We start from the raw sequence: 23,958 nt of genomic DNA, 5'->3' as shown, positions 1-23,958 counted from the left end.
GCCAACTGAAATTAGATGAATCAAAACCAACTCTTCTTACCACCCAGCAAACCGCCCAGAACTCCGCGTACGAGTTTTGTCCCGACGGAACGAGCAACACTTGTCGTTGCCGCACGAACGGCGCTCTTACCGATCGATTCCCACATCGAGTCTGGAGCTTTAGCGGCGGCTTTCTCGGCTTTGGCTTCGACGGCAGCTTGTTTGGCTGCGGCTTCTTGTTCAGCGGCAGCTTGCTGCTCCGCGACCTTTGCCTCGTGTTTTACTTTTAGCATCTCGAATGCAGATTCGCGGTCGATGCCGTTCTCATAAATACCGGCGACGAGTGAATTTGCTAAAAGCTGTTGTCGCTGCTCCGCCGTGATCGGGCCAATGTGGCCGACTGGCGGCACGACAAATGCACGGTCAACGATGGTGGGCACACCTTTTTCGTCGAGTGTCGAGATCAGTACTTCACCAACGCCGAGTTCCGTTATGACTTTTTCGGTATCAAGCTTGGGATTGACGCGGAACGATGTAGCAGCGGCCTTGACGCCCTTTTGTTCCTGCGGCGTGTAGGCTCGCAGAGCATGCTGAACGCGATTGCCAAGCTGTGCAAGCACTTTTTCAGGAATATCCGCCGGATTTTGCGTGACGAAATAAACACCGACACCTTTTGAGCGAATCAGACGCACGACTTGTTCGACCTTTTCGACCAATGACTGGGGAGCATCGTTAAATAGTAAATGTGCTTCATCAAAGAAGAACACGAGCTTTGGTTTCTCAAGGTCGCCGGCCTCGGGCAGTTCTTCAAACAATTCCGAAAGCAGCCAAAGTAAAAAGGTCGAATACAGTTTCGGTGCCTGAACGAGTTGATCGGCAGCAAGCAGATTGAGCACACCTTTACCACCTGATGTTTGCATAAAATCATCAAGCTTTACTGCCGGTTCGCCAAAGAAAAGATCGCCGCCCTGCTCGTCTATCTGCAAAAGCCCGCGTTGTATGGCACCGACAGACGCCGACGAAACGTTGCCGTATTGCAAGGTCAATTGATCGGCAATTTCGCCGACATGCTGCATCAGCGATTGCAGGTCCTTGAGGTCGATCAGCATCATGCCGTTGTCGTCGGCGTATTTGAACGCAATGGCGAGTACGCCTTCCTGCGTTTCATTTAGCTGCAAAAGCCGTGCGATGAGAAGCGGCCCCATCTCGCTGACGGTCGCACGCAGCGGATGTCCCTGTTTGCCAAACACATCCCAAACAGTTGCCGGAAACTGCTCGAACGTCGGCGTGATCCCCAGTTGTTCGTTTCGGGCGTCGATCTTCGCGTTGCCGCCACCGATCTGTGTCACGCCTGTCAGGTCGCCCTTGATGTCGGCCATAAAGACCGGCACACCACGCTGGCTAAAGCCCTCGGCAAGACGTTGTAAGGTCACAGTCTTGCCCGTTCCGGTCGCACCTGTGATAACGCCGTGACGGTTAGACATCTGCGGCAACAGATGGAATTCACTAGCGTCTTTTTTTGCTACGAGTATTGGTTCTGTCATATTTTTTTTTTGGAACGCAGGCTGTCCGCCTGCGAATATTTTAGAGTTTCTATTAGTCAAACATTCTGAAAAGCCAAACACACAGGCTAGCAGGCGTGCGTTCCGGCACTAGCATTTTTCATATTTCCAATTTCGACGCTTGCCTTCGCTCAGCCATTCGATAGTGGTCGCAAGCCGCTTATCACGCGTCGCGTCGGTTTTTGCCTCGGTTATCCATTCGATATATTCCTTCTTACAACTGTAAGGAAAATTATCAAAGGTTTCCGCAGCAAGAGCATTTGTCTTAAGTGCCGCTTTTAGAATTGCCGGTACTACGAGGTCTTTACGCTCGCCCGCAGGTTTCGATTTAGCGACCTTTATCCCGGCGTCATTCAGCTTCATCGCGTCGTGGATGAGCTTTTTGAAAGTTCTGTCATTTGGAAGATCTTTGAGCGACTTAATTCGCCCAAAGCTGCCCATTGCGGTCTTTTCCTCTGGAAAGGCGGACTCATCCAGAAGCGATTGCTTCCAAAAGTTAAATGCGCAATGTTCCTTAAATGCCGCCATCGAACACATCATTTCGCCCTTATAATCAAAATGCGGAAAGCTCCATTTCTTCGTTTCGACGACATCTGGACAAGCGGCGTGAACGAGCTTCCTAATATGATTCAGAATGGGCTTGGCAAAATCCTTTGACTTTTCGATGTATGCATCGACAAATGGATCGGTCGTCGGCATAAAAGCTCCTTACAATCAATGTATACATAGCATTATATACGATTTTAATCACAGCGCCATTGGCCGTTTATACGCTTGGCGAAAGCGCCATCGCTGCCTGCGACACCTTGCGTACAAATGCCGGAACTGCTTTTACGGCAATCTTTACAGTAAAGAAACGCTCCGTCCTCGGCCTTGGGGCGTGTGCCGCTGCCGGTCGCCCATGCCTGTATATCTTTGAACGTAATATTCGGATCGAACTGCAGGAGTCCATCGCCGATGCGGACGTTGTAGCCAAAGAAATTAGGCCTGCCTTCGATGCGGTCCGGACCTGTGTCCTCACCGACACTGCCGGTCTCGAACATTCTGCGGCCTCCGACGATGCCCGGATTTGCTAATTTACGTCCGCTTTCGTCAACACATCGTCCTTTGAGCACCATTGAGTCGTAACAATATCGATCGCCGACCGATGTGATACTGACCGACGGTTCGGCGTCGATCGTCTTTGCGCCGTAGAAATTTCCCGACGAGATAAAATTAAGCCTGCCGTTGAGATCGATCTTGTCGTCAAAAACGCTTCCGGCCACGTTCAGCATCATCGACGAGATCGCGCCCAGCGGATTTGTATAGATGCTTCGCTGGCTGCGTTCTGCTTCGGACGAGATGACGCTTACCGACACGGCGGTGTCGATATTCAAAAACGTACCGCCGATCTGCGGGCCATAGTTATAACCTCCTCCAAAAGATTGTTCGATCAATATGACGCCGCCTTTTTTAATACGTATGCCGTCGCCAGGTGCATTTGACGCAACGAAGCCAAAGAATGAGTTGCTTATTTTCCATTCAGTATTGTAAGAGTCGATCCAAATGCCTGTTTTATTGTTCAGGAATATTCCGTGATCGACCGCGACGTAATCAAACTGCCAAGCGTCGCAATACTGTGTGAGCGAATCGCAGTTAGCGTCATTTGCATTGTGAAGATAAAATCCCTTGTCGAGATTTTGAAATGTGACGTTCTCGACCTTGATGCCGTAGCTTGAATTTGGTGCTTCGGGTTTTAGCGCCCATTTGCCCATGGCTTCGATGCCGTAATTACCGGTCGAATCGCGGCTCGCCTCGCCGGCGAGTGCGGAATTACCGAGCAGCTCGATCTGGCGAACGACGATCTGGTTTGTGCAGCCGCCGATGCGAAAGATCGTCTGGTTACTGTTGCGAAGCTTTATGCGCGAAGCACTTTTCTTTATCGGATGATTAGCTGTTGGAACGGAAAAGTTAGAACTTGCTCCCTCGATAACGATTCCCGACGGCAGCGTGATGGCTTCGTACTTTGGATCTCGCCGGTTGCCGTCGAGAGTGCCGACAACATAATCGCCATCTGGAAAACGAAGAGTGCCGCCTTGCCGAGCTGCGATAAAGGCAATTGCGTTGCGGATAGTACTTGTCCAATCGAGCGGGTCGGTAAACGAGTATTGCCCGTTGTTTCGTGTTACCGGACGAAAGTCCTTCACATTATAAAACCCGATGTCACCGGTCACCGGATACCACAAGTACACGGCGCCGTTGCGAAACTTTACATCATAAAACGCCTCAGGCCCATTAAAGCACCATTCACCGTTTCCGTTCGGAACCACATTATTGCCGTTCCTGACGCTGCTGCCATCGCATGCCGTTACAGTAGCTGTTGTTTGCTGGTTTGTTCCCGCTAGAAATACCTCGATCGCATTTCCGTTATTCACCGAGGGCAGATACGACACCGGACACGCTCCGCCGCTGTTTGCTTCGACGACGACTGAATATCCTTCAAATTTGTTCTGTCCGTAAACCCCACCTATCAACATTACGAGAAGGAAAAATAGAGGCAGTAATCTCATTTTAACTATCATATGTATGGACCATCTCTCACGAAAACTTTAGTTTTATCTATAATCTATCATCTGCTATCTGTAATCTATTCCGGAATCGATAATAGACACGTCGGTTGCTTTTTAGTGTTATGAAGCTATTTGCCCTCCGTTTTTGGTAAATTGGCATAAGTGTCTTATAATCATTAGTTTTTGACGGCCATACAGGCCCTTAGAACAGCAATGCATTTTTTTATAGGAATGATGGTAGGTGCGACCGCTGCGGCGGAACCTACTCTGAAACAAGATATGAACAGTTACTTGATCTATTTGGCGCCTGCTTTAGGTGTGTTGGGATTGGTGGTGATGGCATTCAAATCGGCCTGGGTCAGCAAGCAGGATGCCGGTGATGCGAAAATGCAGGAACTTGCCGGCTATATAGCCGACGGAGCGATGGCGTTTCTCAAAGCGGAATGGAAAGTCTTAAGTATTTTCGCCGTTTTTACTGCCGCACTATTGGCATATTCGGGAACGATCCACGAGGTAAACGGCAAGCAGATCCATTCGAGTTGGGTGATCAGTATCGCCTTCATCGTGGGAGCTGTGTTTTCGGCAACTGCCGGATATATCGGCATGAAGGTCGCGACGAAGGCGAATGTTCGCACGACACAAGCGGCCCGAACCAGTTTGAAACAGGCTCTGAAAGTCTCATTCACCGGCGGAACGGTGATGGGCCTTGGCGTTGCCGGACTTGCGGTTTTAGGTTTAGGCGGCCTGTTCATTATTTTTCTTTATATGTTTGCCGGCCTCGGTGCCAATCAGATCTCAACTTCGATCGAGGTGCTGACCGGTTTCTCTTTGGGAGCAGAATCCATCGCGTTGTTTTCGCGTGTTGGCGGCGGAATTTATACAAAAGCTGCTGACGTTGGAGCTGACCTCGTTGGAAAAGTAGAAGCGGGAATTCCGGAAGATGACGTTCGTAATCCGGCAACCATTGCCGATAACGTCGGAGACAACGTTGGCGATGTCGCTGGAATGGGCGCCGATCTTTTTGGTTCATATGTAGCTACGATCCTCGCCACAATGGTGCTCGGACAAGAGATCAAGGTGACGGATGCCTTTGGCGGTATGTCGCCGATTCTGTTGCCGATGGTGATTTGCGGGCTTGGTATAGTTTTCTCAATCGTTGGATTTTGGTTCGTTAAGATCAAAGACGACAAGTCGAGTGTGCAGAACGCCTTAAATACAGGGAACTGGACCTCGATGCTGTTGACGGTGATCGCATCGTTCTTTGCCGTAATGTGGATACTGCCCGATGGCCAGATCACGCTTCGCTCGGTGACATTCACTAAATGGGACGTGTTTTTTGCGATCATTGTCGGAACGGTTGTCGGAGCGATAATGAGTATCGTTACCGAATACTACACGGCGATGGGCAAAAAGCCTGTGCTGTCGATAGTTCAGCAATCGTCAACCGGCCACGCGACAAACATCATCGGCGGTTTGTCTGTCGGCATGAAATCGACAGTTATACCTATCTTGACACTTGCTGCGGGTATTATGTTCTCGTACCACTTTGCCGGATTGTACGGCGTGGCTATCGCCGCCGCCGGAATGATGGCGACGACTGCGATGCAGTTGGCAATCGACGCATTCGGGCCTATTGCAGATAACGCCGGCGGCATCGCAGAGATGAGCCAGCTTCCACCCGAAGTTCGCGAGCGTACTGATAATCTCGATGCGGTCGGCAACACGACGGCGGCAACCGGAAAAGGTTTTGCTATCGCCTCGGCAGCACTTACAGCATTGGCGTTGTTTGCGGCGTTTGTCGGGATCGCCGACATTAATGCCATCGATATCTACAAGGCGAACGTCTTGGCTGGTCTTTTCGTAGGCGGAATGATCCCGTTCATTTTCTCGGCGTTGTGTATTCAAGCTGTCGGCAAAGCCGCAATGGATATGGTTGAGGAAGTTCGCCGCCAGTTCCGCGAAATTCCGGGCATTATGGAATATAAGGCAAAACCGGAATACGACAAATGCGTTGCGATCTCGACAAAAGCTTCCTTGCGCGAAATGCTCATGCCGGGAGCGATCGCTCTGATCACGCCCGTGATAGTCGGCTTCACATTCGGCCCTGAAGTCCTAGGCGGGTTGCTCGCAGGTGTAACCGTCTCAGGCGTGCTGATGGGAATCTTCCAGTCGAACGCTGGCGGCGCGTGGGACAATGCCAAAAAATCCTTCGAAAAAGGCGTCCTCATCAACGGAGAAATGGTCTTTAAAGGCTCCGAAGCCCACAAAGCATCAGTCACAGGCGACACCGTAGGCGACCCCTTCAAAGACACATCAGGCCCGTCGATGAACATCCTCATCAAGCTGATGTCGATCGTTTCGCTCGTGATCGCACCTTATATTGCCGGGATCGGTCGTTAAGATACAACGACGAAATCAACGGCATTGTAAGTATTGTGCTACGAACGGTTAGACGCGCTGTAACTCCCACAGACCGTTTGGGTTATAAAACAAATCACCTTCGGAATGTCGCTTGTCCTTCGACAACTCTAACCGAAAATGCGGACTGTCCGCCGTCAAGCTAAATGTATGCCCGGCTTTCAAAATTGGTTTGTCGACAAGTTGCCAGAAACTAAATTTGTTCAATAGGTCTGCGGCTTCCGGCGCGTCAAAGCTGTTTGAAATTTGCACGTCCGCCAAACCGAAGTTGTGCATTCCACACGAATAATAAAAATCTTCATCGACGACAAGCACGACGGTGGCGCAATAAGTACCGAAAAGGTTGTCAGAATTGAGCAACTCAAACCATCGTTTCCATTCGTGCGCGACGCCGGAAGTTTCAAGCTTGACGGCAATGCCGCCGCATTTGGAAAGAACTTCGGTAAATTTCAAAAGCCGTGCTTTCTGCTCAAGAATACCAAAAGGAAAATGCAAATAAACGACGCTTTGATGTTGCGAGATTTGGTCTAAAGTTGCGTCCGACAATTTGCCTTGCCCACCGTAAGCAAAGCCTTCCGCAATTTGTTCGTCAGCATCGTAGAATTCTAACTCAGCGTGGTCGTTACCTTTCGGGTGAGCGAGAATCATTCCGGCAAACATAAAGTCGCCGCTTGTTGAAACAATAACAGACTCAATCAATTTTGTGCGGCTTTCCCAAGTTCCGGGAATACAAACAATAATTTCGTTTTCCATACGAATCGCTGAGATTTTACCACGAAGCGTCTAACGGCTGAGATGACGTAGGGCGAAACCGCCACCACGCAACTTAAGGGAAACAAAACAACGCGATAAGAAGTCACTGTTTCGCCCTCACGTTCATTGAATCGTTCGGCTCTTCGTTATTTACCCGAATCGGCAATAAAAATACTCTCCAAAACTCGAGCATATTCTTTTCGGAAAGGCGAAATCCGCGAATTAGTTGCGACGATGTAAACTACCTTCTCTTCAATATAGCGACGAAAATCCGCATAAAAGAACCCGTTGCCGCCATCATGCCAAATCAATGTCGTACCGCGTGGCGTTTTCTCATTTACCCAACCGTAACCGTAAAACGAAACGGCTTCGGGCTGTTCGGCAATATGCGGCGCGAAGTATTTTTCCTTTGCCTCTTTCGAGAGAATTTTTTCGCCTTCGAGCGCAAGATGCCACTTGTATAAATCGCCGACCGTCGAAAGAATTCCGCCGTTAGCGCGTAAATTCCAGTATGGTCCATCCTTGTCCCATAAATGGTCAAGCGGCGTTCCCCAACGATTGCCGTCTTGTTGATAACCGACCGCCAATCTGTCGCGTTTCCATTTAGGCATCACGTAGCCGGTTTTGGTCATTCCGGCTGGTTTGAATAAATTATCGCGCAAAAAGCGTTCGTAAGATCCTTTCGTGATGATTTCGATAATGGCTCCGAGAAGGCTGTAGTCGACATTTGAATAGTCGTGTTTCGCGCCCGGAACATATTGCAGTTTTGAGGCTAAGGCTTTTTTGATGACTTCATCACGCGTCAATTTTTCGTAATCGCCGCCGACAGCGTGAACGAATCCGGCGGAATGCGTCAGCAGTTGATGAAGCGTAATATCGGCTTTATCCAGCGGCACATCTTTGAAATATTTCGTGATTTTGTCGCTCGCCCGAAGTTTTCCCTGCATCTCCAATTTGAGGATCGCCGCGCCGGTGAACTGCTTGGTAATCGAGCCCACGGTAAAAACGGTTTCGGCGGTATAAGGCGTTTTGTTTTCCCTATTTGCCAAACCATAACCTTTCTCAACCACGATTTGCCCGTCTTCGGCCACAAACAACACGCCGGAAAAACCTTTTTGAGTAAGTTGCTGCATCAGCCCGTCAAGTTTTACGCCAAGATTGCTTTGGACAATACCGGTTGATTTATTTTGCTGTGCTACGCCGACGCTATAAATAGAAAACAACAAACATACCGAGAAAGCTAACTTCTTCAAATTTTTCATATTCATTCAGGATAGATCCCTTTTATATGGTCAATAACTAGACGCTGCAGCCATCAATTTGGTGACAGAACTTTCATCGCGCTGAAAAAGAATGTACGGCCTTCGTGTATTAGATCAGGTTTGCGCAGGTTGCAAAATTCGGCATCTCATTCAGCGGACTTAGGTCGCGTATCAGATTAGTTCTTCATCATTTCTATAAAACGCTCAAATAAATACTCTGAATCATGCGGGCCGGGAGCGGATTCAGGATGGTATTGAACCGAGAAAACAGGCAGCGTCTTATGGCGAAGTCCGGCGACGGTTTGGTCGTTCAGATTGATATGCGTTACCACTACATCTGAAGGTAGGCTGTCGGCGTCAACGGCAAAGCCGTGATTGTGCGAGGTGATCTCGATCTTGCCTGTCGTGAGGTCTTTGATCGGTTGATTGCCGCCGCGATGGCCGAATTTTAGTTTGTAGGTTTTTGCACCGAATGCCTCGCCGAGAAGTTGGTGTCCGAGACAGATGCCGAACATCGGCGTTTTGCTTGCAGCAAGTTTCTTTATTTCTTCAATTACCGAGGTCATTGACGACGGATCGCCGGGACCGTTTGATAAGAAAATGCCATCCGGTTTTAAGGCCATTGCATCGTCTGCTGATGTATCTGACGGAACAACCGTAACGCGACAGCCGAATTTTGCGAACTCACGCAAGCTGTTCGTTTTGACGCCAAAATCGAACGCGACGATGTGATAATCTTCGATTTTAGATTTTAGATTTTGGATTTTGGATTCTTTGTGGCTACCTGTAGAAGAGTAGTGATAGCTCTTATCGGTAGTTACTTCGCTCGCGAGTTCGCGGTTTGCCATTTCGGGTGACGCTAAAACTCTTTCAAACAGTACTTTCGAATCGAGTTCAATGGTTGAAATGCCGCAACGCATTGCACCTTTGTCGCGAATGTGACGAACCAACGCCCTCGTGTCTATATGCTCGAGCCCGATAATGTTGTTGTCTTTCAGATAATCCTGCAAACTCGCGGTCGAACGAAAATTCGAAGCGATACGGTTGGCTTCGCGGACGACAAAGCCCTCGACCCATGGACGCCGCGATTCAATATCTTCTTGGTTTGTTCCGTAATTGCCGATCAGCGGATACGTCATACAGACGACCTGTCCGGCATAGCTTGGGTCTGTCAAGATTTCCTGATAGCCGGACATTGACGTATTGAAAACCATTTCGCCAAATGATTCTCCATCAGCGCCAAAAGACGCACCCTTAAAAGTGCGTCCATCTTCGAGAACAAGAATTGCTTGTGTCATTACTAGGAGATTTTAACGCAAAGACGCCAAGGTGCAAAGACGCAAAGATAATGCACCTATTGGAAACCAATAAAGTCGAAACAAATAGTTAGATTTTTTGGATACTCTTCGCGACTTTGCGTTTTTGCGACTTTGCGTTGAAAATTTTATCTATCCTCGTGCGCGCGTAGATCGTTTTTATCTGCGGGCTTAACAGGGATGGACTTGTCATATTCGCCATGTTCCAGAAAGCCGACGCTGGACGGTTTCCAATAGCGAAAGAAAGCCTTACCGTAAATATATTTTTCCGGCACGAGCCCCCAATATCGGGAATCTGAAGAGTTGTCGCGATTATCGCCCATTACAAAATAATGGTGATCGTCCACTTTCTTCGCCGGCCAGCTTGGCAGCGATTGGTTGTGTTCGACGTCAAGATAATCTTCCTCAAGCTGTTTGCCGTCAACAAAAACCTTGCCGCTTCGCACCTCGACCATTTCGCCCGGCAATCCGATAACGCGTTTCACATAACTTTTATCAGGATCGTTTGGATACCAAAAAACGACAATGTCGCCGCGTTCGATATGTCCCCAACTGACGCTTTGTATCTTGTAATAAACCAGCTTGTTCACCAAAAGCCGCTCGCCGTCATGAAGCTGCGGCAGCATCGAAGTGCCTTCTACAACTACCGGCTGAACAAAAAAGACGCCGAACAAAATAAAAACTACGATGATAAGAAAAATGTCGCGACACAGTTTAAATGCCTCGGACCATAAGCCTTGACGCGATTCGCGTCTTAGTTTTGTGACTTGAATGTCGCGGTCATCGCTGGCTGAGACGAATCCAAGATCCGATTGGTTTTTATTTTGAAAATCGAACATAATCAAGGCATTTAGACGTGTTCACGCCGACTCCGGTTGGCCAGAGCGCCAAACAGTTTAATAATCAGCTTTGGCCGCGTCTTTGTCAAAAGAAATTTTTTTATGAATGAAGCCATCCGTTCGCTTTTTCCGGCCCTCGAAAACCTTACATATTTGAACAGCGCGGCCGTTTCGCCTATACCGACGATGGCCATCGAAGCCATAAATGTTCAGTTGAACGATGTTGCCACACATGGCTCGGCGCATTATACGGACTGGATCGATACAAAAAGCAGAGCACGAGCATTGATCGCCGAAATGCTGTGCGTCCGGCCCGAGCAGATCGCCTTCATGCGTAATACTTCGGACGGATTTGCGTCTATCGCGAACGGTTTGAACTGGACAAATGGCGACAACATCGTGAGCTTTGCAAATGAGTTTCCGTCAAATTTCTATCCGTGGCGGCGTATTCGCGATGAATTCGGCGTTGAGCTGCGGCTGTGTCCTGAACGTGACGGACGCATCGATCTCGACGAGTTTATTTCGCTAATTGATGCAAACACAAAGGTTGTCGCGATCAGTTCCGTCCAGTATGCATCAGGTTACAGGGCCGATCTCGAACGCATGGGCCGAGCGGCGCGTGCCGTTGATGCACTTTTTTGTGTCGATATTATCCAAGGATTTGGAGCGTTGCCATACGATCTTCCGGCACAGTTTGTCGATGTTGCGTGCGGAGCCGGCCATAAGTGGCTGTGTGCGCCGGAAGGCTGCGGGATCATCTATCTTTCTGATCGGGCACATGAAAGAGTAAAACCAACATTCATCGGCTGGATCAGCGTCGAAACGCCATGGGATTTTGTGGATCGCGAACAGCCGTTCAAACCAAATGCTCTCGCATGGGAAAGCGGAACCGGAACATCATCGCTTTTTTACGGCCTTGAACAGAGCTTAAAACTCCTTCACGAAACCGGTGCAAAAAAGATCGACGATCATTTGATGGCTCTGACCGATCATCTCTGCGACGGGTTGGTTGGAAAAGATTATGAGATCGTCAGTTCGAGAGCGACGGGCGAGAAGTCGCAAATTGTTTGTATAAAACACCGCGGCGGCATGACCTCAAATCAAATCGCGGCTCACCTTGAAAGCGAAAAGATAATAGTCAGTCCGCGCGGCGACCGAGTGCGTATCGCACCGCATTTTTATAACAACATTGATGATATAGAAAGGCTGTTAGAAGTGCTGCCTGCTTAATCTTTTAACAAACGGTCGGGTACAATGTCCGTCGTAAGTCCGTCCAGATTCAGCCGCGTGATGCCGCCGGCATCGCTAAAGGTCGGCGTGCTGGCTCGTTTGTATTCACGAATTGAGAAGAAAGCGTAACCTGAAACTATCCCAAAAAGAATAGCGAAACCAATTCCCATCACAATAATGAGAACGGTCGAGACAAAAAGGTCGGCGGTCTGAAGCACAAACGCCCGTTCTGGGCTGATAATGTAGGGATTTGCGCCGAGCCACTGGACCAATTTTTCGTATTTTATCTCGTCTAACAAGGCATTTGCCGCCGCCTGATCTGCGGCATCAAAGACAAACACGTTATAGTTGCCGATCCTCCGATAAACGGTGCCGTCGCGGCCTAGTTTGGCCGTAATTTTGGCATCGGCTTCGACCGAAGCTTGAGGTGTCGCATATTCCACGATAAGCAGTTTACCTGCGTCGTATTGTGCCGTCACAGCCTCTGTTCCGCCCGGAAACTCTATTATGTCGAGTATAGATCGTTCACCCAGCACCGCCTTTAGTTCGCTCGCACTGGCGGCAATCGTCGCTCGATCCCGCACACTTTCCCATTGAGGCAAATGCTTGATCAACACAGGCGTGCCGTCATCTGCCACGTCCTGACTTGTGTACGGTAGCGAACCAACGGCTTGGCCCATTGCAGATAGACTACAGATAACCGTCAGAAGTAAGGCGGCAATAGGCAATTTTAGAAATCTCGTGAACATCGTGAATAAAACACCGTCAAAAACGCATACTAAAGATGTTTTGTGCAGTAAATCTTAACATTCTTTCCGGCGCAAAGCCTTATACTCTAAGGTTTTTGAATATACCAAAACGTGTATTATTTGACGCACTCGATGCACTGTAAAGTATAAACATCCGTATTTGGATGAGCGTCGAATACAAATATATGCCCGAAAAAACTGAACATAAGGCACTTTTAAGCGTGGAATGCATACATTGACCGAAAAGAGAGCAGTTTGGCACGGCAATTGAAATGTACAGACGAGGAGGGTAATGAAATGACAACCGAAACACTTAGTTTTCCTGTTTTTCATAGCGACCAAGGGGTCAAAGTTGATGAGGTGAGCTTTCTAAAAGCAACCCCCATCGAGGACGTAACAACCGCAAAGGACATCGCGTTGACCAAAATGGCAACCGGCGGCGACATGGCGGCCTTTGAGGAGATCTACAAGCGTCATCACAGACGCGTTTACTCGATCTGCCTGCGAATGCTGCAAAATACGTCCGAGGCAGAAGACCTCACACAAGACGTCTTTATACAGCTCTATCGTAAGATCGGCAGCTTTCGTGGCGAATCGGCCTTTACGACTTGGCTTCATCGAATGACGGTCAATCAGGTCCTGATGCATTTCCGCAAACGCACGGTCAAATATGAAAAAACGACCGAAGAAGGCGAAACGCCCGTGCAGATCGTATCGGGAACATCAAATCCTGAAAAGATGCGCATCGTCGATAAGATCGCTCTCGAAAACGCCATTGAGCAGTTGCCAAATGGTTACAAGAACGTCTTCGTCCTGCACGATGTCGAAGGCTTCGAACACGAAGAAGTAGCCCGAATACTAGGCTGCAGCGTCGGCACATCAAAATCGCAGCTACATAAGGCTCGCCTTAAACTGCAAAAGCTTCTGAGAAAGAAAGCAAACCCGCGTCTCATCGGACTCAACGCATAATATTTTCGAAATAATAAATATCAATAGGCTGTCTGAATTCTCAGACAGCTTTTTTCATTGTTATCGTCGTTCTTGTTTATGTGTATGATTTATAGTTTATGATAAACTATAAACTATGAAAACGGACACCAGATCCAAAATAATTTCCTACCTTATAGAACATCACAAAGCCTCTCCGAAGCAGCTTGTGGATTTTCTAAAAATTACACCTCAAGCTATTCACAGACAATTGTTAAGACTCACTGAAGATGGGCAAATTGAGAAAAGAGGCGCTGGTCCAAAGGTTATTTATCTTCTGAAAACTGTCAGAGCTCGAAAAAGCAACGTCTCTCTTCCGGTTGAATATAGTTCGGTCATAGAAAAAAGTTTTACTTTTTTTCTGCCTGCGGGTGAAAGAGAAGATGGAGTAGAAGGATTTATTTCATTTTTGGAAAGCACGGGTCAGGATAAAAATGTCCTTGATCGCGCAAAAGAATTTTGCGAAATTCAGGAAACGGCCGAAAAATTTCGAGACGCATACGGGCTGATTGATGGTACGCAGAAAATCATCAATACGTTTGAGGAAACCTGTATTGAAAAAGTTTATTATTCCGATTTTTATAGTCTTCCTAAATACGGCAAGAGCAGACTGGGCCAACTGCTGCTTCACGGCAAAAGCGGACAAGAAAAAAGCATGATTGCTGAGATCTTCGACATTACCAAAGGTGACGTACTTAATATAATCAAAAGGCACGATATTGATGCAGTTGTTTTTATTCCGCATTCGATACCGCGAAAAATTCCCTTTCTGAAGGAATATCAAAAATTACTAAAATTGCCGTTGCCTGAGGTAAAGCTAATTAAAGCTTACGCGGGCAAAGTTCCCATCGCGCAAAAATCACTGAGCAAACTCTCAGAACGAATAACAAACGCCAGAGAAACCATCTTTGTCGGAGACAATGATATTCCTTACAAGAGAGTCTTGCTGATCGATGACGCTTTAGGAAGCGGAGCCACTATGAATGAAACCGCTCGAAAACTCCTCAGCCAAGACGTAGAGGTCATCGGTTATGTGATCGTAGGTTCCTATAAAGGGTTTGAGGTGATCAAAGAGGTATAAAGAATTGTTCGCGGTGTCTGACACCATCTTCATCTTCTTCCAATAGGCTGTCTGAGTTTTTCAGACAGCCTTTTTTACTTGCGGGCAGAAACGCGACTGTAAAGGAGCGTGCGTCCAACCGAGAACTCTCGTCCCCAAGTGCACGCTCATTAACACTCGCGTTTCCGCCCGTATCGAAAAAGGAATTGTCGTCAAAACTGGCGTTGATAGAACTTAGTCAATTAGCGCTGATCGTAGTCTACTTCTCTGATCGTCCGTACGCCGTTAATCTCCACCGCGACTAAAGCAGTATCTTTAATCGGAAGGTACCAAGAATGGCGCACGTCGGTTCCGTCTTTCCCGAACTCTTTTCCAATCTGAGTCGCGACATCTAGTGCGCCCATGCCATAACCTTGATTCCGACCAAACTCGTACTTCGACTCCTGCTCCAATTTAAGCAAAGGATGGAATGCGCAGGACGAGATCAATACTCCGAGAAATAAACCCCAATAAAAACGCTTCATTGCATGATGCCTCCGATGTTCAATTAGACCTTTGACGTGGTGCCAACGTCGTTGATAATACACCAATTTCGGTATTATCAAACACGTTTTTTTGCAGAAGTCCGCACGGAGTAAGGGCGTTCTTTAGCGGCGACGGACGCCCTTACTTCGTGCGGGCTTCTGCAACAGGTTAGCGGTGTTAAACAATGTAACTCTGCCTGGAAAGTTAAGCCATATCGTGTAAATCACGCCATATCGTGAAAATTGAGCTTTTTCGTGTAAATCACACCATATCGAGAAAGTTAAGCCGTTTCGAGAAAGTTAAGCCATATCGTGGAAATTGGTATATCAATTTTCAAAAAACCGCGCTAGCGTGAAGATCGAACGGAAGTATCCGTTCGGTTATCACTATGAACAACAGAGAAGAATTTATTCAAAAGCTACATGATTGCCGTGATCTGTATTTGAAACACGACGGGCAGAATCACGAACTTATCGAGAAGGAAATGCGCGAGATGGGGTATCGGGACTTTCACAGAAGAAGTCTCTACCGTCGCTTCGAACGAGGCACATGCACGCCCGGATGGATCGAGACCTACGGATTTGAATGGCTGCTGAAGCAACAAAGAGAACAGCAAAAGGCTGCGGCGAAAAAAGCCAAGGCTGCCGCTTCGGCAGACGGGGTTGTTCTCTCCAACGAGCCGCAGGCAGAGAGCTACGTCCAGACTACCGCCTTACCCGTCGTTAATAAGGAGGCGAGTTCTTTGCCGGACTTCGAAGAGTTCAAGGATTGGCTAAAACGAACGTGGCCGAAGATGACCTGGGAATGGAAGCATCAGGTCTATATTTACAAGCACCTCAAACGCATTACGGACGGCGACAGCAAACGGCTGATGATATTCATGCCGCCGCGACACGGAAAATCGGAACTCGTCACGGTCCGTTACCCTGCCTACATGCTCAAGAAAGACCCGAAAATGAAGATCATCATCGGCAGCTACAACCAAGGCCTCGCAAACCGCTTCTCGCGAATGATACGAAACGCACTCTTGGAAGATCGAGCCGTGTCAGAACCACCAGCGGCAGCTGGTGGTTTAACAAGCGATCCCACTCAAGTTCGTAAGCGATTACCGGCCAATGCTTCGACACGCTGTAGTTTCTCGCCGAATGCGCAGCTTCAACCACCCGCTGCCGCAGGCGGTTCTGACTGGTTCGTCCACACGCGTGCAAAAAACTCCGAAGCCGAATGGGAAACGAGCGAAGGCGGCGGTGTCCGTGCGGTCGGAAGAGGTGCAGGCGTGACGGGTTACGGTGCTCAGCTTATCATCATTGACGATCCTGTGAAGTCCAGAGCCGAAGCCGAAAGTGAGACCTTTCGTGAAAATGTTTGGAACTGGTTCAACGACGACATCTACACACGCCTCGCTCCCGACGGCAAGATCATCCTCATCCAAACCCGCTGGCACGAAGACGACCTCGCCGGACGTTTACTAAGAGAAGCCGCCGAAGAAGGCGGCGAGCAATGGGACGTCATCTCGCTCCCTGCGGTCGCTGAAGTGCGGAATTCGGAATGCGGAATGCGGAATGAAGAAAAAACGGCTCCCTTTCAGAAATTCCGCATTCCGCATTCCACACTCCGCATTCGACAGATGCGCTGGGACGCGCTCCCGGCGAGGCTCTCTGCCCAAAGTGGTTTGATGAAGAAGCTCTCGACCGTCTTCAACGCAAACTCGGCACTTATTCGTTTGCCGCACTCTATCAGCAAAGGCCGACACCGGCCGAAGGCGGTTTGTTTAAACGTGCATGGTTTCGCAAAGTCGATGCGGCTCCGCCAAACCTGAAATGGAAACGAGGCTATGATCTCGGAATTTCAAAGAATGCGACGGCGGATTACACAGCGAGCCTTAAAGTCGCGTATGACAGTGCAGGCAATATGTACATCGACGGCGGTTTTCGACGCCGTATCGAATATCCCGAACAACGTCGTTACATTCTGGGACGCATTCAGGCCGAAAGCAACACCGAACACGGCATCGAGCTTTCGGCAAACGGAAATGCAGTGATCCAGGACCTAAGAACCGACCCCGCAACTCGGGGACGCGCTCTGAGAGGCATAAAAGTAAATGGCGACAAAGTAACGCAGGCACTCCCGTGGATCGCCCTCGCCGAAGAAGGCAAGGTCTTCCTCGTTCGCGGACCTTGGAACACAGAATTCATCGACGAAGCCGCCGCCTTCCCCTCAGGGACGCACGACGACCAAATCGACGCCACCTCCATCGCCGTCCGCATGCACCGCGAACCCAGCTACGGGTTTTACATATTTTGATCACAAAAAAGTCGTTGATAATACTGAAATTGGTGTATTATCAACGACGTAACTAAAGGAGGTTCTAGTGTACAGAACATATTTGTTAACACTCTTGCTGTTCTTGCTTTTTACTTTCAATGCGGAAAGTTCGTCGGCCTGTACGTATTCAAGTTCCCCTGTTGACTATTACTACGCAAGCTCGGATGTGATCGTAGTGGGAAAAATTGAAACTGTGAAACTTTCAAAACAGGACCACCAAACCGTAACCGTAAATATCGAAAAAACATTCAAAGGCTACGAGTTGAAGCAAATGGTCTTGAATCAACCGCAGTTAGAAGGGTGCGGCGTTTGGGATTTTTCGGATGATGTCGGAAAAACAATGCTCTTATATGTAGGTCTTCACAGAAAAACAAAACGATATGTCGCCCTTTCTTATAGAGGCGGACCAGTTGAAAGAATGAGCGAGGAGTTGTATTGGTTAAATGGTCTTCCGATGTCGCTTAAGCGCACAAGGATTGCCGGGACTATTGAGCTCTATACAGAAAGTGTTGCGAATTATGTAAAGTATCCTTTCGAGTTCATCAAGAATATTGCTGGAATAAAAGTAAAGGTTTTTAGCGATAAAAACTCCTACGAACTCGTTACGGATAAAAACGGAGTTTACGAAATTTGGGATATTCCTGTCGGGAAGTATAAAGTCGAGGCTGTTCTGCCACCTGATCTTATACCTCACTTAGAGATGGAAAAAGGCCCGATAGATGGGTCTCACCGTAGAAGTTTATACGATTCGCTGGGATTTCTTAAGGAGAATACCAAATACTCTGTTTTATTTGATATTCAACCAAATAGATGCGCCGGCATTGATTTCATAGTGAATCAAAAAACTAAATGAAGTGCCGAACTATTTTAACCGCTCGTCTTTTTCGATGCGGCCGTCGCGGATGGTGATGACGCGGTGGGCGGGTTCGACGATGAACACTTGCGATTGCAATTTGAGCCTAGGCTTTTGCAACCCTTTAGATCTTTGACAACTAGCTGATAGAAATATGTATTTTTCGGCGCTCTAACTCGGCGACGAATTTGTCTGGGTCGATGGCTTTTTCCTGTGGGGTTGCTCCTCGCGACAGGACTTCGCCGCGTGCCATCATTTGGGCGATGATCGAGGCAGGGAAAGCCGTGGTTCGCATCATGGCGCTCATGCCGGTTGATTCGTCTTGTTTATCGACAATGTCGTAGCGGAGGCGTTGAGTGATGTTTGTGTCGTGTGTTTCGCCCTTACTAACGTGCGGGCTTTTGCATCCTTTGCCGACGAAGTCTAGCCGGACGAGGACATAATCGGGGCCGTCGGCGGGCAGATGTTGTTGGAGCAGTTCGCCAAAGACCTTGCGTGGAGTAACGCTGAACCCAGTCGCTACGGCTCCCGGTTCTGACAAGGCGATCTCTTCGCTGGAGCAAAGTCCGAGGTCGATCATCGTTTTGAATTTTTCGCAATGCCCGGCGTAGCGGATCGTTTTGTAATCAAGCTCTTTGATCTTTCCTAGAAAGCTGTCAGGCAGCGTCGATGTTCCGCCTGACGTTTGAAACGCTTCTAGCGGAGGGAAGTTTTCAAACGACAGATCTTCGATCTCGGTCATTGAATCGACAGTCGTGATCTTGCCGTCGCGGATAACGCGGGCGACCTCGATGTATTCGTTTATTAGGCCTTCGACACTGAAAACGAGTTGATAGTTTAATGGCGGTTCTGGATTTTGCGGCAAGCCGCCGACGCGAATGTGGATTTCCTCGATCTCGTCAAATGTCGCCGCTCCGTGCATCGCCAATATCGAGACCATGCCCGGAGCAAGGCCGCAATCGGGAATGATATTGATGCCAGCGGCCTTTGCTTCGGTGTCGAGTGCGAGCTGTTCGTCAACGATGTAGTTATTGCCGCCGAGATCGCAGAAATTGGCGCCGGTTTCGATCGCGGCTTTGGAAAGCGAGACGTTGTACCAGTAATTGACGCACGAGATCACGGAATCGTGTCCGCGCATTAGGTCAAGAACATCGGAATAGTTACCTGCGTCGATCTGTCGGGCAATAACGCGCTCTGTGCCGACCGCTGCGGCGACTGCTTCTGCCTTTTTCAGGTCAAAATCGGCAACTGTGACGGTTTCGACGTCGGGCGAATTGTGAATAAGATCAAAAACGGCGCCGTGTCCCATACGTCCGGCGCCGAGAACGAGAATTTTCATAGTTTAGAAGTTTACCATTCGTCGAACTCTTCCGGTTCCTGAGCGGCGATGGTCGCTCGGGCCGATTCCCAGACCTTTTTCTTCCAAAGGCGAATTGAGTCGGTCAACTGGAGAGCAGCCTGCGGATGTGAGGCATTTCGTTCAAGTCTAATGACCTCAGCAGTTACGGACACTTCGTCTTTTGGATTTTCGGTTACGGTGAGGCTGACCTTGCCGCCGACCTTTGGCAGGAAGCGCGGTAAATAGACAAGGGCTCCTTGCGGGCCGACGTTGTCGGTAAGGCCTTCTTCCTCGACAAACTTGCCGGTTTCGTCTTTCCAACGGACACGGATCGGAAATGAGATAACATACCGCTCACCGTGTCGTCTGTCTTGTATGGAATTTTTCATTGAGATCTGCCCCGAAAAAATCACATCGGGTCGTATGAATATACACAAAAACACTTATGAAAGTCCATAAAAAAATAAAAAAATCGCAGCCTTAAGTCCCTTAAAAACCAGCAATTGCATATAAAATAAGGGCTTGCGGGTTTTGGACGGGTGGACAGATATGCCCAAAAGCGCTATTATCATAATATGTTCCGGCCATTGCGGTACGGAAACAGGTAGAAATAAGTCTGCCGAAACAGTCTTCGTTTTATACGTGTAGTGGCTGATGACCCAAATCTCAGACACTATTTTTGCGTTTAAACGGGGTACGAATAATCGGAGAAGAATAATGAAAAATCTCGTTAGAGGAGCCGCGATCCTGTCACTGTTGAGCCTTTGCGTAATGTTTATTTACGCTCAGACCCAGACAGAATCCACTCTCGTTATAGCGAATGATTCGCAACCTACAATTGAAAATAATATTGATACTACTTTAAGTAATACTCAGACAAATATTGATACAAAAGATAAGAAAAAGCTGGTTAAAACGACTGCATCTGTCCGATCGACAGCCGCAGGTGCCAGCCGCGGAGCATTTTCCGCAACGGCATATTGCTTATCAGGAAAGACCGCAATGGGACACAGTGTCCGACGCGGCCTGATCGCAGCCGATCCGAGAGTTTTGAAGCTCGGTTCGACAGTTTACGTTGATGCCGGGCCTTGGAGCGGAACATATCTTGTTTCCGATACAGGCGGTGCTATCAAAGGCAAAAAGATCGACATCTGGGTCCCGGGCTGCTCGGAAGCACGGAAATTCGGACGCCGAAACGTGCAGATCTTTTCAATTCAGTAAATATAAAACTCGATAATAAAAAAAATAAAAAACGCCTCGGGAAACCGGGGCGTTTTTTTTCCATTGTTCCTCCATTTTAAACAGTCAGTGCTTTGGAGGAAGAAAAGAATTCAAGCAGGTCTGCGTTTATGATCTCATGATGCGTTGAGCACATCCCGTGTGGCAGGCCGGGATAGATCTTGAGCGTGGCGTTCGGTACAAGCTGGGCTGAAAGCCGCGCCGAATCGTCAATCGGAACAACCTGATCGTCGTCACCGTGCATGATTAGCGTCGGCACGTCGAACTTTTTGAGGTCCTCGGTAAAGTCGGTTTCGGAAAAAGCCTTGATGCAGTCGTAGGTCGCTTTGACGCCGGCCATCATTCCTTGTCGCCACCATTTATTGATCAAACCTTGTGATACTTTTGCTCCCGGACGATTGAAACCGTAGAAAGGGCCGCTGGGAACGTCGATGAAAAACTGTGCTCGGTCGGCTATATGAGCTTCTCGAAGGCCGTCGAAAACTTCGATCGGCAAGCCGCCGGGATTTGCCTCAGTCTTGAGCATTAACGGCGGAACGGCGCCGATAAGCACCGCCTTTGCCACGCGCGAAGTGCCGTGACGGCCGATGTAGCGAGCGACCTCGCCGCCTCCGGTCGAATGGCCAACGTGAATCGCGTCCTTAAGATCTAGCGCCGCAGTCAAGTCAGCGAGATCATCTGCGTAGGTATCCATTTCGTTGCCTTCCCAAGTCTGGGTCGAACGCCCGTGCCCACGGCGGTCGTGCGCAATGCACCTGAAACCGCGCGACGCAAAATAAAATATCTGATCGTCCCAATCGTCAGAACTCAACGGCCAGCCGTGACTGAAAACTATCGGTTGTCCGCTGCCTTGATCTTTGTAAAATATATCTATTCCATCTCTTGTTTTTATAGTAGCCATCTTAACCTCCTTAATTTTAGCTGCGTTTTGTGCGGCCTCACCATTTCAAAACCGGCACAGGCCGCAAAGGGTGCCTGCATATCCATCCGGCGGCTAGCCGGACAAGGTATTTGTGAAAGCCTGCGTTTGGAAAACGAGCTTTTACTTCGCTGATGTAAGATCGCGGAATACCGTTCGTTACGATGCCGAGCGAGAAATCAGCGAGGTCGCCGCGTCGAAATATCTCGGTTAGACGATCTCCCTCGAAATGCCGCAGTTTGTGATGTTCGCCGATCATTCGCTCGATCTGCGGAGCCAGTGAACTATCTCCGCTTTGGTTTAGATACTCAATCGCAAGTGCTTTCGACGGCGGAATGTAATCAAATGTTCCAGCCGTCCAGATGCCAAGATCGTGAAAACATCCGGCGATCACGATCATCTGTTTTTCGTCATCGCTCAATTCGGTCTGAGCGAAACAAAAATTGACCATACGATAAACGTGATTGCGATACGCCGCAAGTTCACCGCCAAGACTGCCGGAAAACTTCGACAGAATTTCGTCTAGCAAGGGGATGTCATTTTCTATCGTCACGGTTTACCCCACGCTTCGACCTCGACTCCGCCAGGACCCGGAACGAATCTTTCGTCGATATAGCACCATGCCCACTCTTCACCCTTTTCAAGAGAAGCAACTATTGGATGCCCTTCTGTATGGAAGTGTTTAGTTGCGTGTTTATGGATCGAGGTATCGCAACATCCGACATGTCCGCAGGCCAGGCACAATCGCAAATGCACCCATTTGTAATTATTTTTTCTGCATTCCTCACAACCGTTGTCGCTTCTAGGGGTAGATATGAGAATCTCAGACGCATGTTCACACGGCATAAGGTGCGGAGCTTCACTTTCCTCAATTTCAGACTCTTCTGAGAGGCGGTCTTCTATAAGTATATTCAAAAGCAGCACCACAAAAAGCCCTGCGACAAGAGCGACTGCCGGTAGAAAATTGCCAAAGTAGAGCAGCAGAAGTGTAACCGCGATCGCGACGGCTCTGACCTTAACAAGACTGCAAATTCCGGTGATCAGTCGTATGATCGTTATCATTGCCAAAAAGCAGACGGTTCCTCCGGTCAACAGAACGATCGTGGAAAGGTGCAGGTGATCGCTGGAAGTTTCCTTTATGGCATGCTCGACGCCGATGCCCATTATCACGATGCTGGCAACGATGAAAAAGTGTGCGTAAAGATAAGCAAAGCGCCGAATAATAGAATTTGACCTGACGGCATTATCCTCAACAAAATCAAAATTGATCCACCAAACAGATACAGCCATCGCAAACCCGAGGGACGCCGTGATTATTGTCGCCGCATTCCATTCGACAGCTCCGACTCCGTTTGCTGTAGCGATCACTGCTTCGCCAAGAACGATGATAGTGAATAGCCCAAGGCGTTCGGGAATATGTGAGCGGTCAATGGGTATTAGGCGTGTTGCCCTGATGTTAAAAAAAGGAATCCCAAGTTCGAGGAGCAGTGAAACGCCCCACATCACATAACGAACCGGCGGCTCAAAAAGCAGCGATGTCAAAAGAATTAAGATCGACGCTGCAATACCGAAAACAAACTGCAGGCAATACGGTCGAGCCAGCGGAACATAGTACGCCGCCCTTGCGTAGTGGATGACAAGGATCAAAAGAACCAGTACATAACAGGCGATAAACGCACCGTCGCCGTCCGGTGTGAACGCTCCATCCAGCGTTTGCGAAAGCCCGATGAAGGCGAGCATTCCGGCAAACATTAATATGCGGTAAGTTGGTTCTTCGGTTTCAAAACGGTCGGCGTAAAACGTGTACCCGATCCACGCATACCAGATGGGAAAGAACAAAGCTGCGAATTTCAGAAACCCGATCCAGTCGGTGTGACCTGTCAAAATATGGGCGGTCTTTGCAACCGCGAGCACAAAAACAAGGTCAAAAAACAACTCGAGCCAACTGGCATGACGTTCGCCTTCAGTTGGCTCAAGAGTGCGCAGTCGCGGCCTGTTTTTCGCCCGACGCGATTCAGGTGCCGTTTCTTTCTCTTCTGCTAAGATCATCGTGT

At 48.7% G+C, this 23,958-nt stretch carries 22 protein-coding genes; 8 read left to right on the top strand and 14 right to left on the bottom strand.

The genetic code is table 11. The features are described from left to right. Window positions 1–20: 20 nt before the first annotated feature. From IPL32_06060 to IPL32_06050, 3 genes are all read right to left on the bottom strand, one after another. Entirely contained in the window at window positions 21–1,523 is a 1,503-nt protein-coding gene (locus IPL32_06060; GenBank protein ID MBK8465378.1) for a DUF853 family protein, read from the bottom strand. A gap of 108 nt (window positions 1,524–1,631) precedes the next feature. Beyond that, a complete protein-coding gene (locus tag IPL32_06055) occupies window positions 1,632–2,240 on the bottom strand; it encodes a YdeI/OmpD-associated family protein (protein ID MBK8465377.1) in 609 nt (202 codons plus the stop codon). Between the two features lie 44 nt (window positions 2,241–2,284). Next, entirely contained in the window at window positions 2,285–4,090 is a 1,806-nt protein-coding gene (locus IPL32_06050) for a hypothetical protein (protein MBK8465376.1), read from the bottom strand. Window positions 4,091–4,369: 279 nt separating this feature from the next. Here IPL32_06050 and IPL32_06045 point away from each other — a divergent pair, with 279 nt between their 5' ends. Then, the gene (locus IPL32_06045) at window positions 4,370–6,490 is read left to right on the top strand and encodes a sodium-translocating pyrophosphatase (protein ID MBK8465375.1); all 2,121 of its coding nucleotides are present in this window, start codon (window positions 4,370–4,372) and stop codon (window positions 6,488–6,490) included. Between the two features lie 48 nt (window positions 6,491–6,538). Here IPL32_06045 and IPL32_06040 read toward each other — a convergent pair whose 3' ends face one another. The 4 genes from IPL32_06040 to lepB all read right to left on the bottom strand — a co-directional run bounded on the left by IPL32_06040 (window position 6,539) and on the right by lepB (window position 10,678). Beyond that, on the bottom strand, window positions 6,539–7,261 hold the full coding sequence (locus tag IPL32_06040) for a DUF4261 domain-containing protein (GenBank protein MBK8465374.1): 723 nt from the start codon (window positions 7,259–7,261) through the stop codon (window positions 6,539–6,541). Between the two features lie 146 nt (window positions 7,262–7,407). After that, the gene (locus tag IPL32_06035) at window positions 7,408–8,523 is read right to left on the bottom strand and encodes a beta-lactamase family protein (protein ID MBK8465373.1); all 1,116 of its coding nucleotides are present in this window, start codon (window positions 8,521–8,523) and stop codon (window positions 7,408–7,410) included. Window positions 8,524–8,699: 176 nt separating this feature from the next. Beyond that, window positions 8,700–9,821 carry a glutamine-hydrolyzing carbamoyl-phosphate synthase small subunit gene (gene carA, locus IPL32_06030; GenBank protein MBK8465372.1) on the bottom strand — a complete coding sequence of 374 codons (1,122 nt, stop codon included), beginning with the start codon at window positions 9,819–9,821 and terminating at the stop codon, window positions 8,700–8,702. 146 nt (window positions 9,822–9,967) lie between these two features. After that, window positions 9,968–10,678 (bottom strand): signal peptidase I, encoded by a 711-nt coding sequence (gene lepB, locus IPL32_06025; protein MBK8465371.1) that lies wholly within the window; start codon window positions 10,676–10,678, stop codon window positions 9,968–9,970. Window positions 10,679–10,780: 102 nt separating this feature from the next. Here lepB and IPL32_06020 point away from each other — a divergent pair, with 102 nt between their 5' ends. Then, window positions 10,781–11,908 carry an aminotransferase class V-fold PLP-dependent enzyme gene (locus IPL32_06020; GenBank protein ID MBK8465370.1) on the top strand — a complete coding sequence of 376 codons (1,128 nt, stop codon included), beginning with the start codon at window positions 10,781–10,783 and terminating at the stop codon, window positions 11,906–11,908. On the opposite strand, the gene IPL32_06015 is transcribed toward IPL32_06020, so the two are convergent. Beyond that, window positions 11,905–12,657, bottom strand: coding sequence for a hypothetical protein (locus IPL32_06015; protein ID MBK8465369.1), 753 nt, complete (start codon window positions 12,655–12,657; stop codon window positions 11,905–11,907). The genes IPL32_06020 and IPL32_06015 overlap by 4 nt on opposite strands. 426 nt (window positions 12,658–13,083) lie before the next feature. On the opposite strand from IPL32_06015, the gene IPL32_06010 reads away from it, so the two are divergent. Together IPL32_06010 and IPL32_06005 are read left to right on the top strand one after the other, a co-directional pair. After that, the gene (locus IPL32_06010; GenBank protein MBK8465368.1) at window positions 13,084–13,626 is read left to right on the top strand and encodes an RNA polymerase sigma factor; all 543 of its coding nucleotides are present in this window, start codon (window positions 13,084–13,086) and stop codon (window positions 13,624–13,626) included. 115 nt (window positions 13,627–13,741) lie between these two features. Then, a complete protein-coding gene (locus IPL32_06005; protein ID MBK8465367.1) occupies window positions 13,742–14,725 on the top strand; it encodes a winged helix-turn-helix transcriptional regulator in 984 nt (327 codons plus the stop codon). A gap of 221 nt (window positions 14,726–14,946) precedes the next feature. On the opposite strand, the gene IPL32_06000 is transcribed toward IPL32_06005, so the two are convergent. After that, window positions 14,947–15,228 (bottom strand): hypothetical protein, encoded by a 282-nt coding sequence (locus tag IPL32_06000; GenBank protein ID MBK8465366.1) that lies wholly within the window; start codon window positions 15,226–15,228, stop codon window positions 14,947–14,949. 389 nt (window positions 15,229–15,617) lie between these two features. Here IPL32_06000 and IPL32_05995 point away from each other — a divergent pair, with 389 nt between their 5' ends. The 3 genes from IPL32_05995 to IPL32_05985 all read left to right on the top strand — a co-directional run bounded on the left by IPL32_05995 (window position 15,618) and on the right by IPL32_05985 (window position 18,407). Then, window positions 15,618–17,048 carry a hypothetical protein gene (locus IPL32_05995; GenBank protein ID MBK8465365.1) on the top strand — a complete coding sequence of 477 codons (1,431 nt, stop codon included), beginning with the start codon at window positions 15,618–15,620 and terminating at the stop codon, window positions 17,046–17,048. After that, window positions 16,997–17,533 carry a phage terminase large subunit gene (gene terL, locus IPL32_05990; protein MBK8465364.1) on the top strand — a complete coding sequence of 179 codons (537 nt, stop codon included), beginning with the start codon at window positions 16,997–16,999 and terminating at the stop codon, window positions 17,531–17,533. The genes IPL32_05995 and terL overlap by 52 nt, the downstream gene beginning before the upstream one ends. A 196-nt stretch (window positions 17,534–17,729) precedes the next feature. Further along, window positions 17,730–18,407, top strand: coding sequence for a hypothetical protein (locus IPL32_05985; protein ID MBK8465363.1), 678 nt, complete (start codon window positions 17,730–17,732; stop codon window positions 18,405–18,407). Between the two features lie 139 nt (window positions 18,408–18,546). Here the strand turns inward: IPL32_05985 and IPL32_05980 are convergent, their stop codons facing one another. Beyond that, window positions 18,547–19,746 (bottom strand): saccharopine dehydrogenase NADP-binding domain-containing protein, encoded by a 1,200-nt coding sequence (locus IPL32_05980; protein MBK8465362.1) that lies wholly within the window; start codon window positions 19,744–19,746, stop codon window positions 18,547–18,549. An 11-nt stretch (window positions 19,747–19,757) separates the two neighbouring features. After that, entirely contained in the window at window positions 19,758–20,135 is a 378-nt protein-coding gene (locus tag IPL32_05975) for a PilZ domain-containing protein (GenBank protein ID MBK8465361.1), read from the bottom strand. Window positions 20,136–20,463: 328 nt separating this feature from the next. Here IPL32_05975 and IPL32_05970 point away from each other — a divergent pair, with 328 nt between their 5' ends. Further along, window positions 20,464–20,967, top strand: coding sequence for a 3D domain-containing protein (locus tag IPL32_05970; protein MBK8465360.1), 504 nt, complete (start codon window positions 20,464–20,466; stop codon window positions 20,965–20,967). Window positions 20,968–21,043: 76 nt separating this feature from the next. Here IPL32_05970 and IPL32_05965 read toward each other — a convergent pair whose 3' ends face one another. The 3 genes from IPL32_05965 to IPL32_05955 are packed head-to-tail and all read right to left on the bottom strand — an operon-like array spanning window position 21,044 to window position 23,953. Further along, on the bottom strand, window positions 21,044–21,886 hold the full coding sequence (locus tag IPL32_05965) for an alpha/beta hydrolase (protein ID MBK8465359.1): 843 nt from the start codon (window positions 21,884–21,886) through the stop codon (window positions 21,044–21,046). Between the two features lie 37 nt (window positions 21,887–21,923). Next, window positions 21,924–22,457 (bottom strand): hypothetical protein, encoded by a 534-nt coding sequence (locus IPL32_05960; protein MBK8465358.1) that lies wholly within the window; start codon window positions 22,455–22,457, stop codon window positions 21,924–21,926. Continuing rightward, window positions 22,454–23,953, bottom strand: a complete 1,500-nt coding sequence (locus IPL32_05955; protein MBK8465357.1) for a low temperature requirement protein A — start codon at window positions 23,951–23,953, stop codon at window positions 22,454–22,456. The genes IPL32_05960 and IPL32_05955 overlap by 4 nt, the downstream gene beginning before the upstream one ends. Window positions 23,954–23,958: the final 5 nt, after the last annotated feature.

It is taken from the genome of Chloracidobacterium sp. (assembly GCA_016711345.1).
Classification (GTDB): domain Bacteria; phylum Acidobacteriota; class Blastocatellia; order Pyrinomonadales; family Pyrinomonadaceae; genus OLB17.
This window is presented reverse-complemented; position numbering and strand designations above follow the sequence as displayed.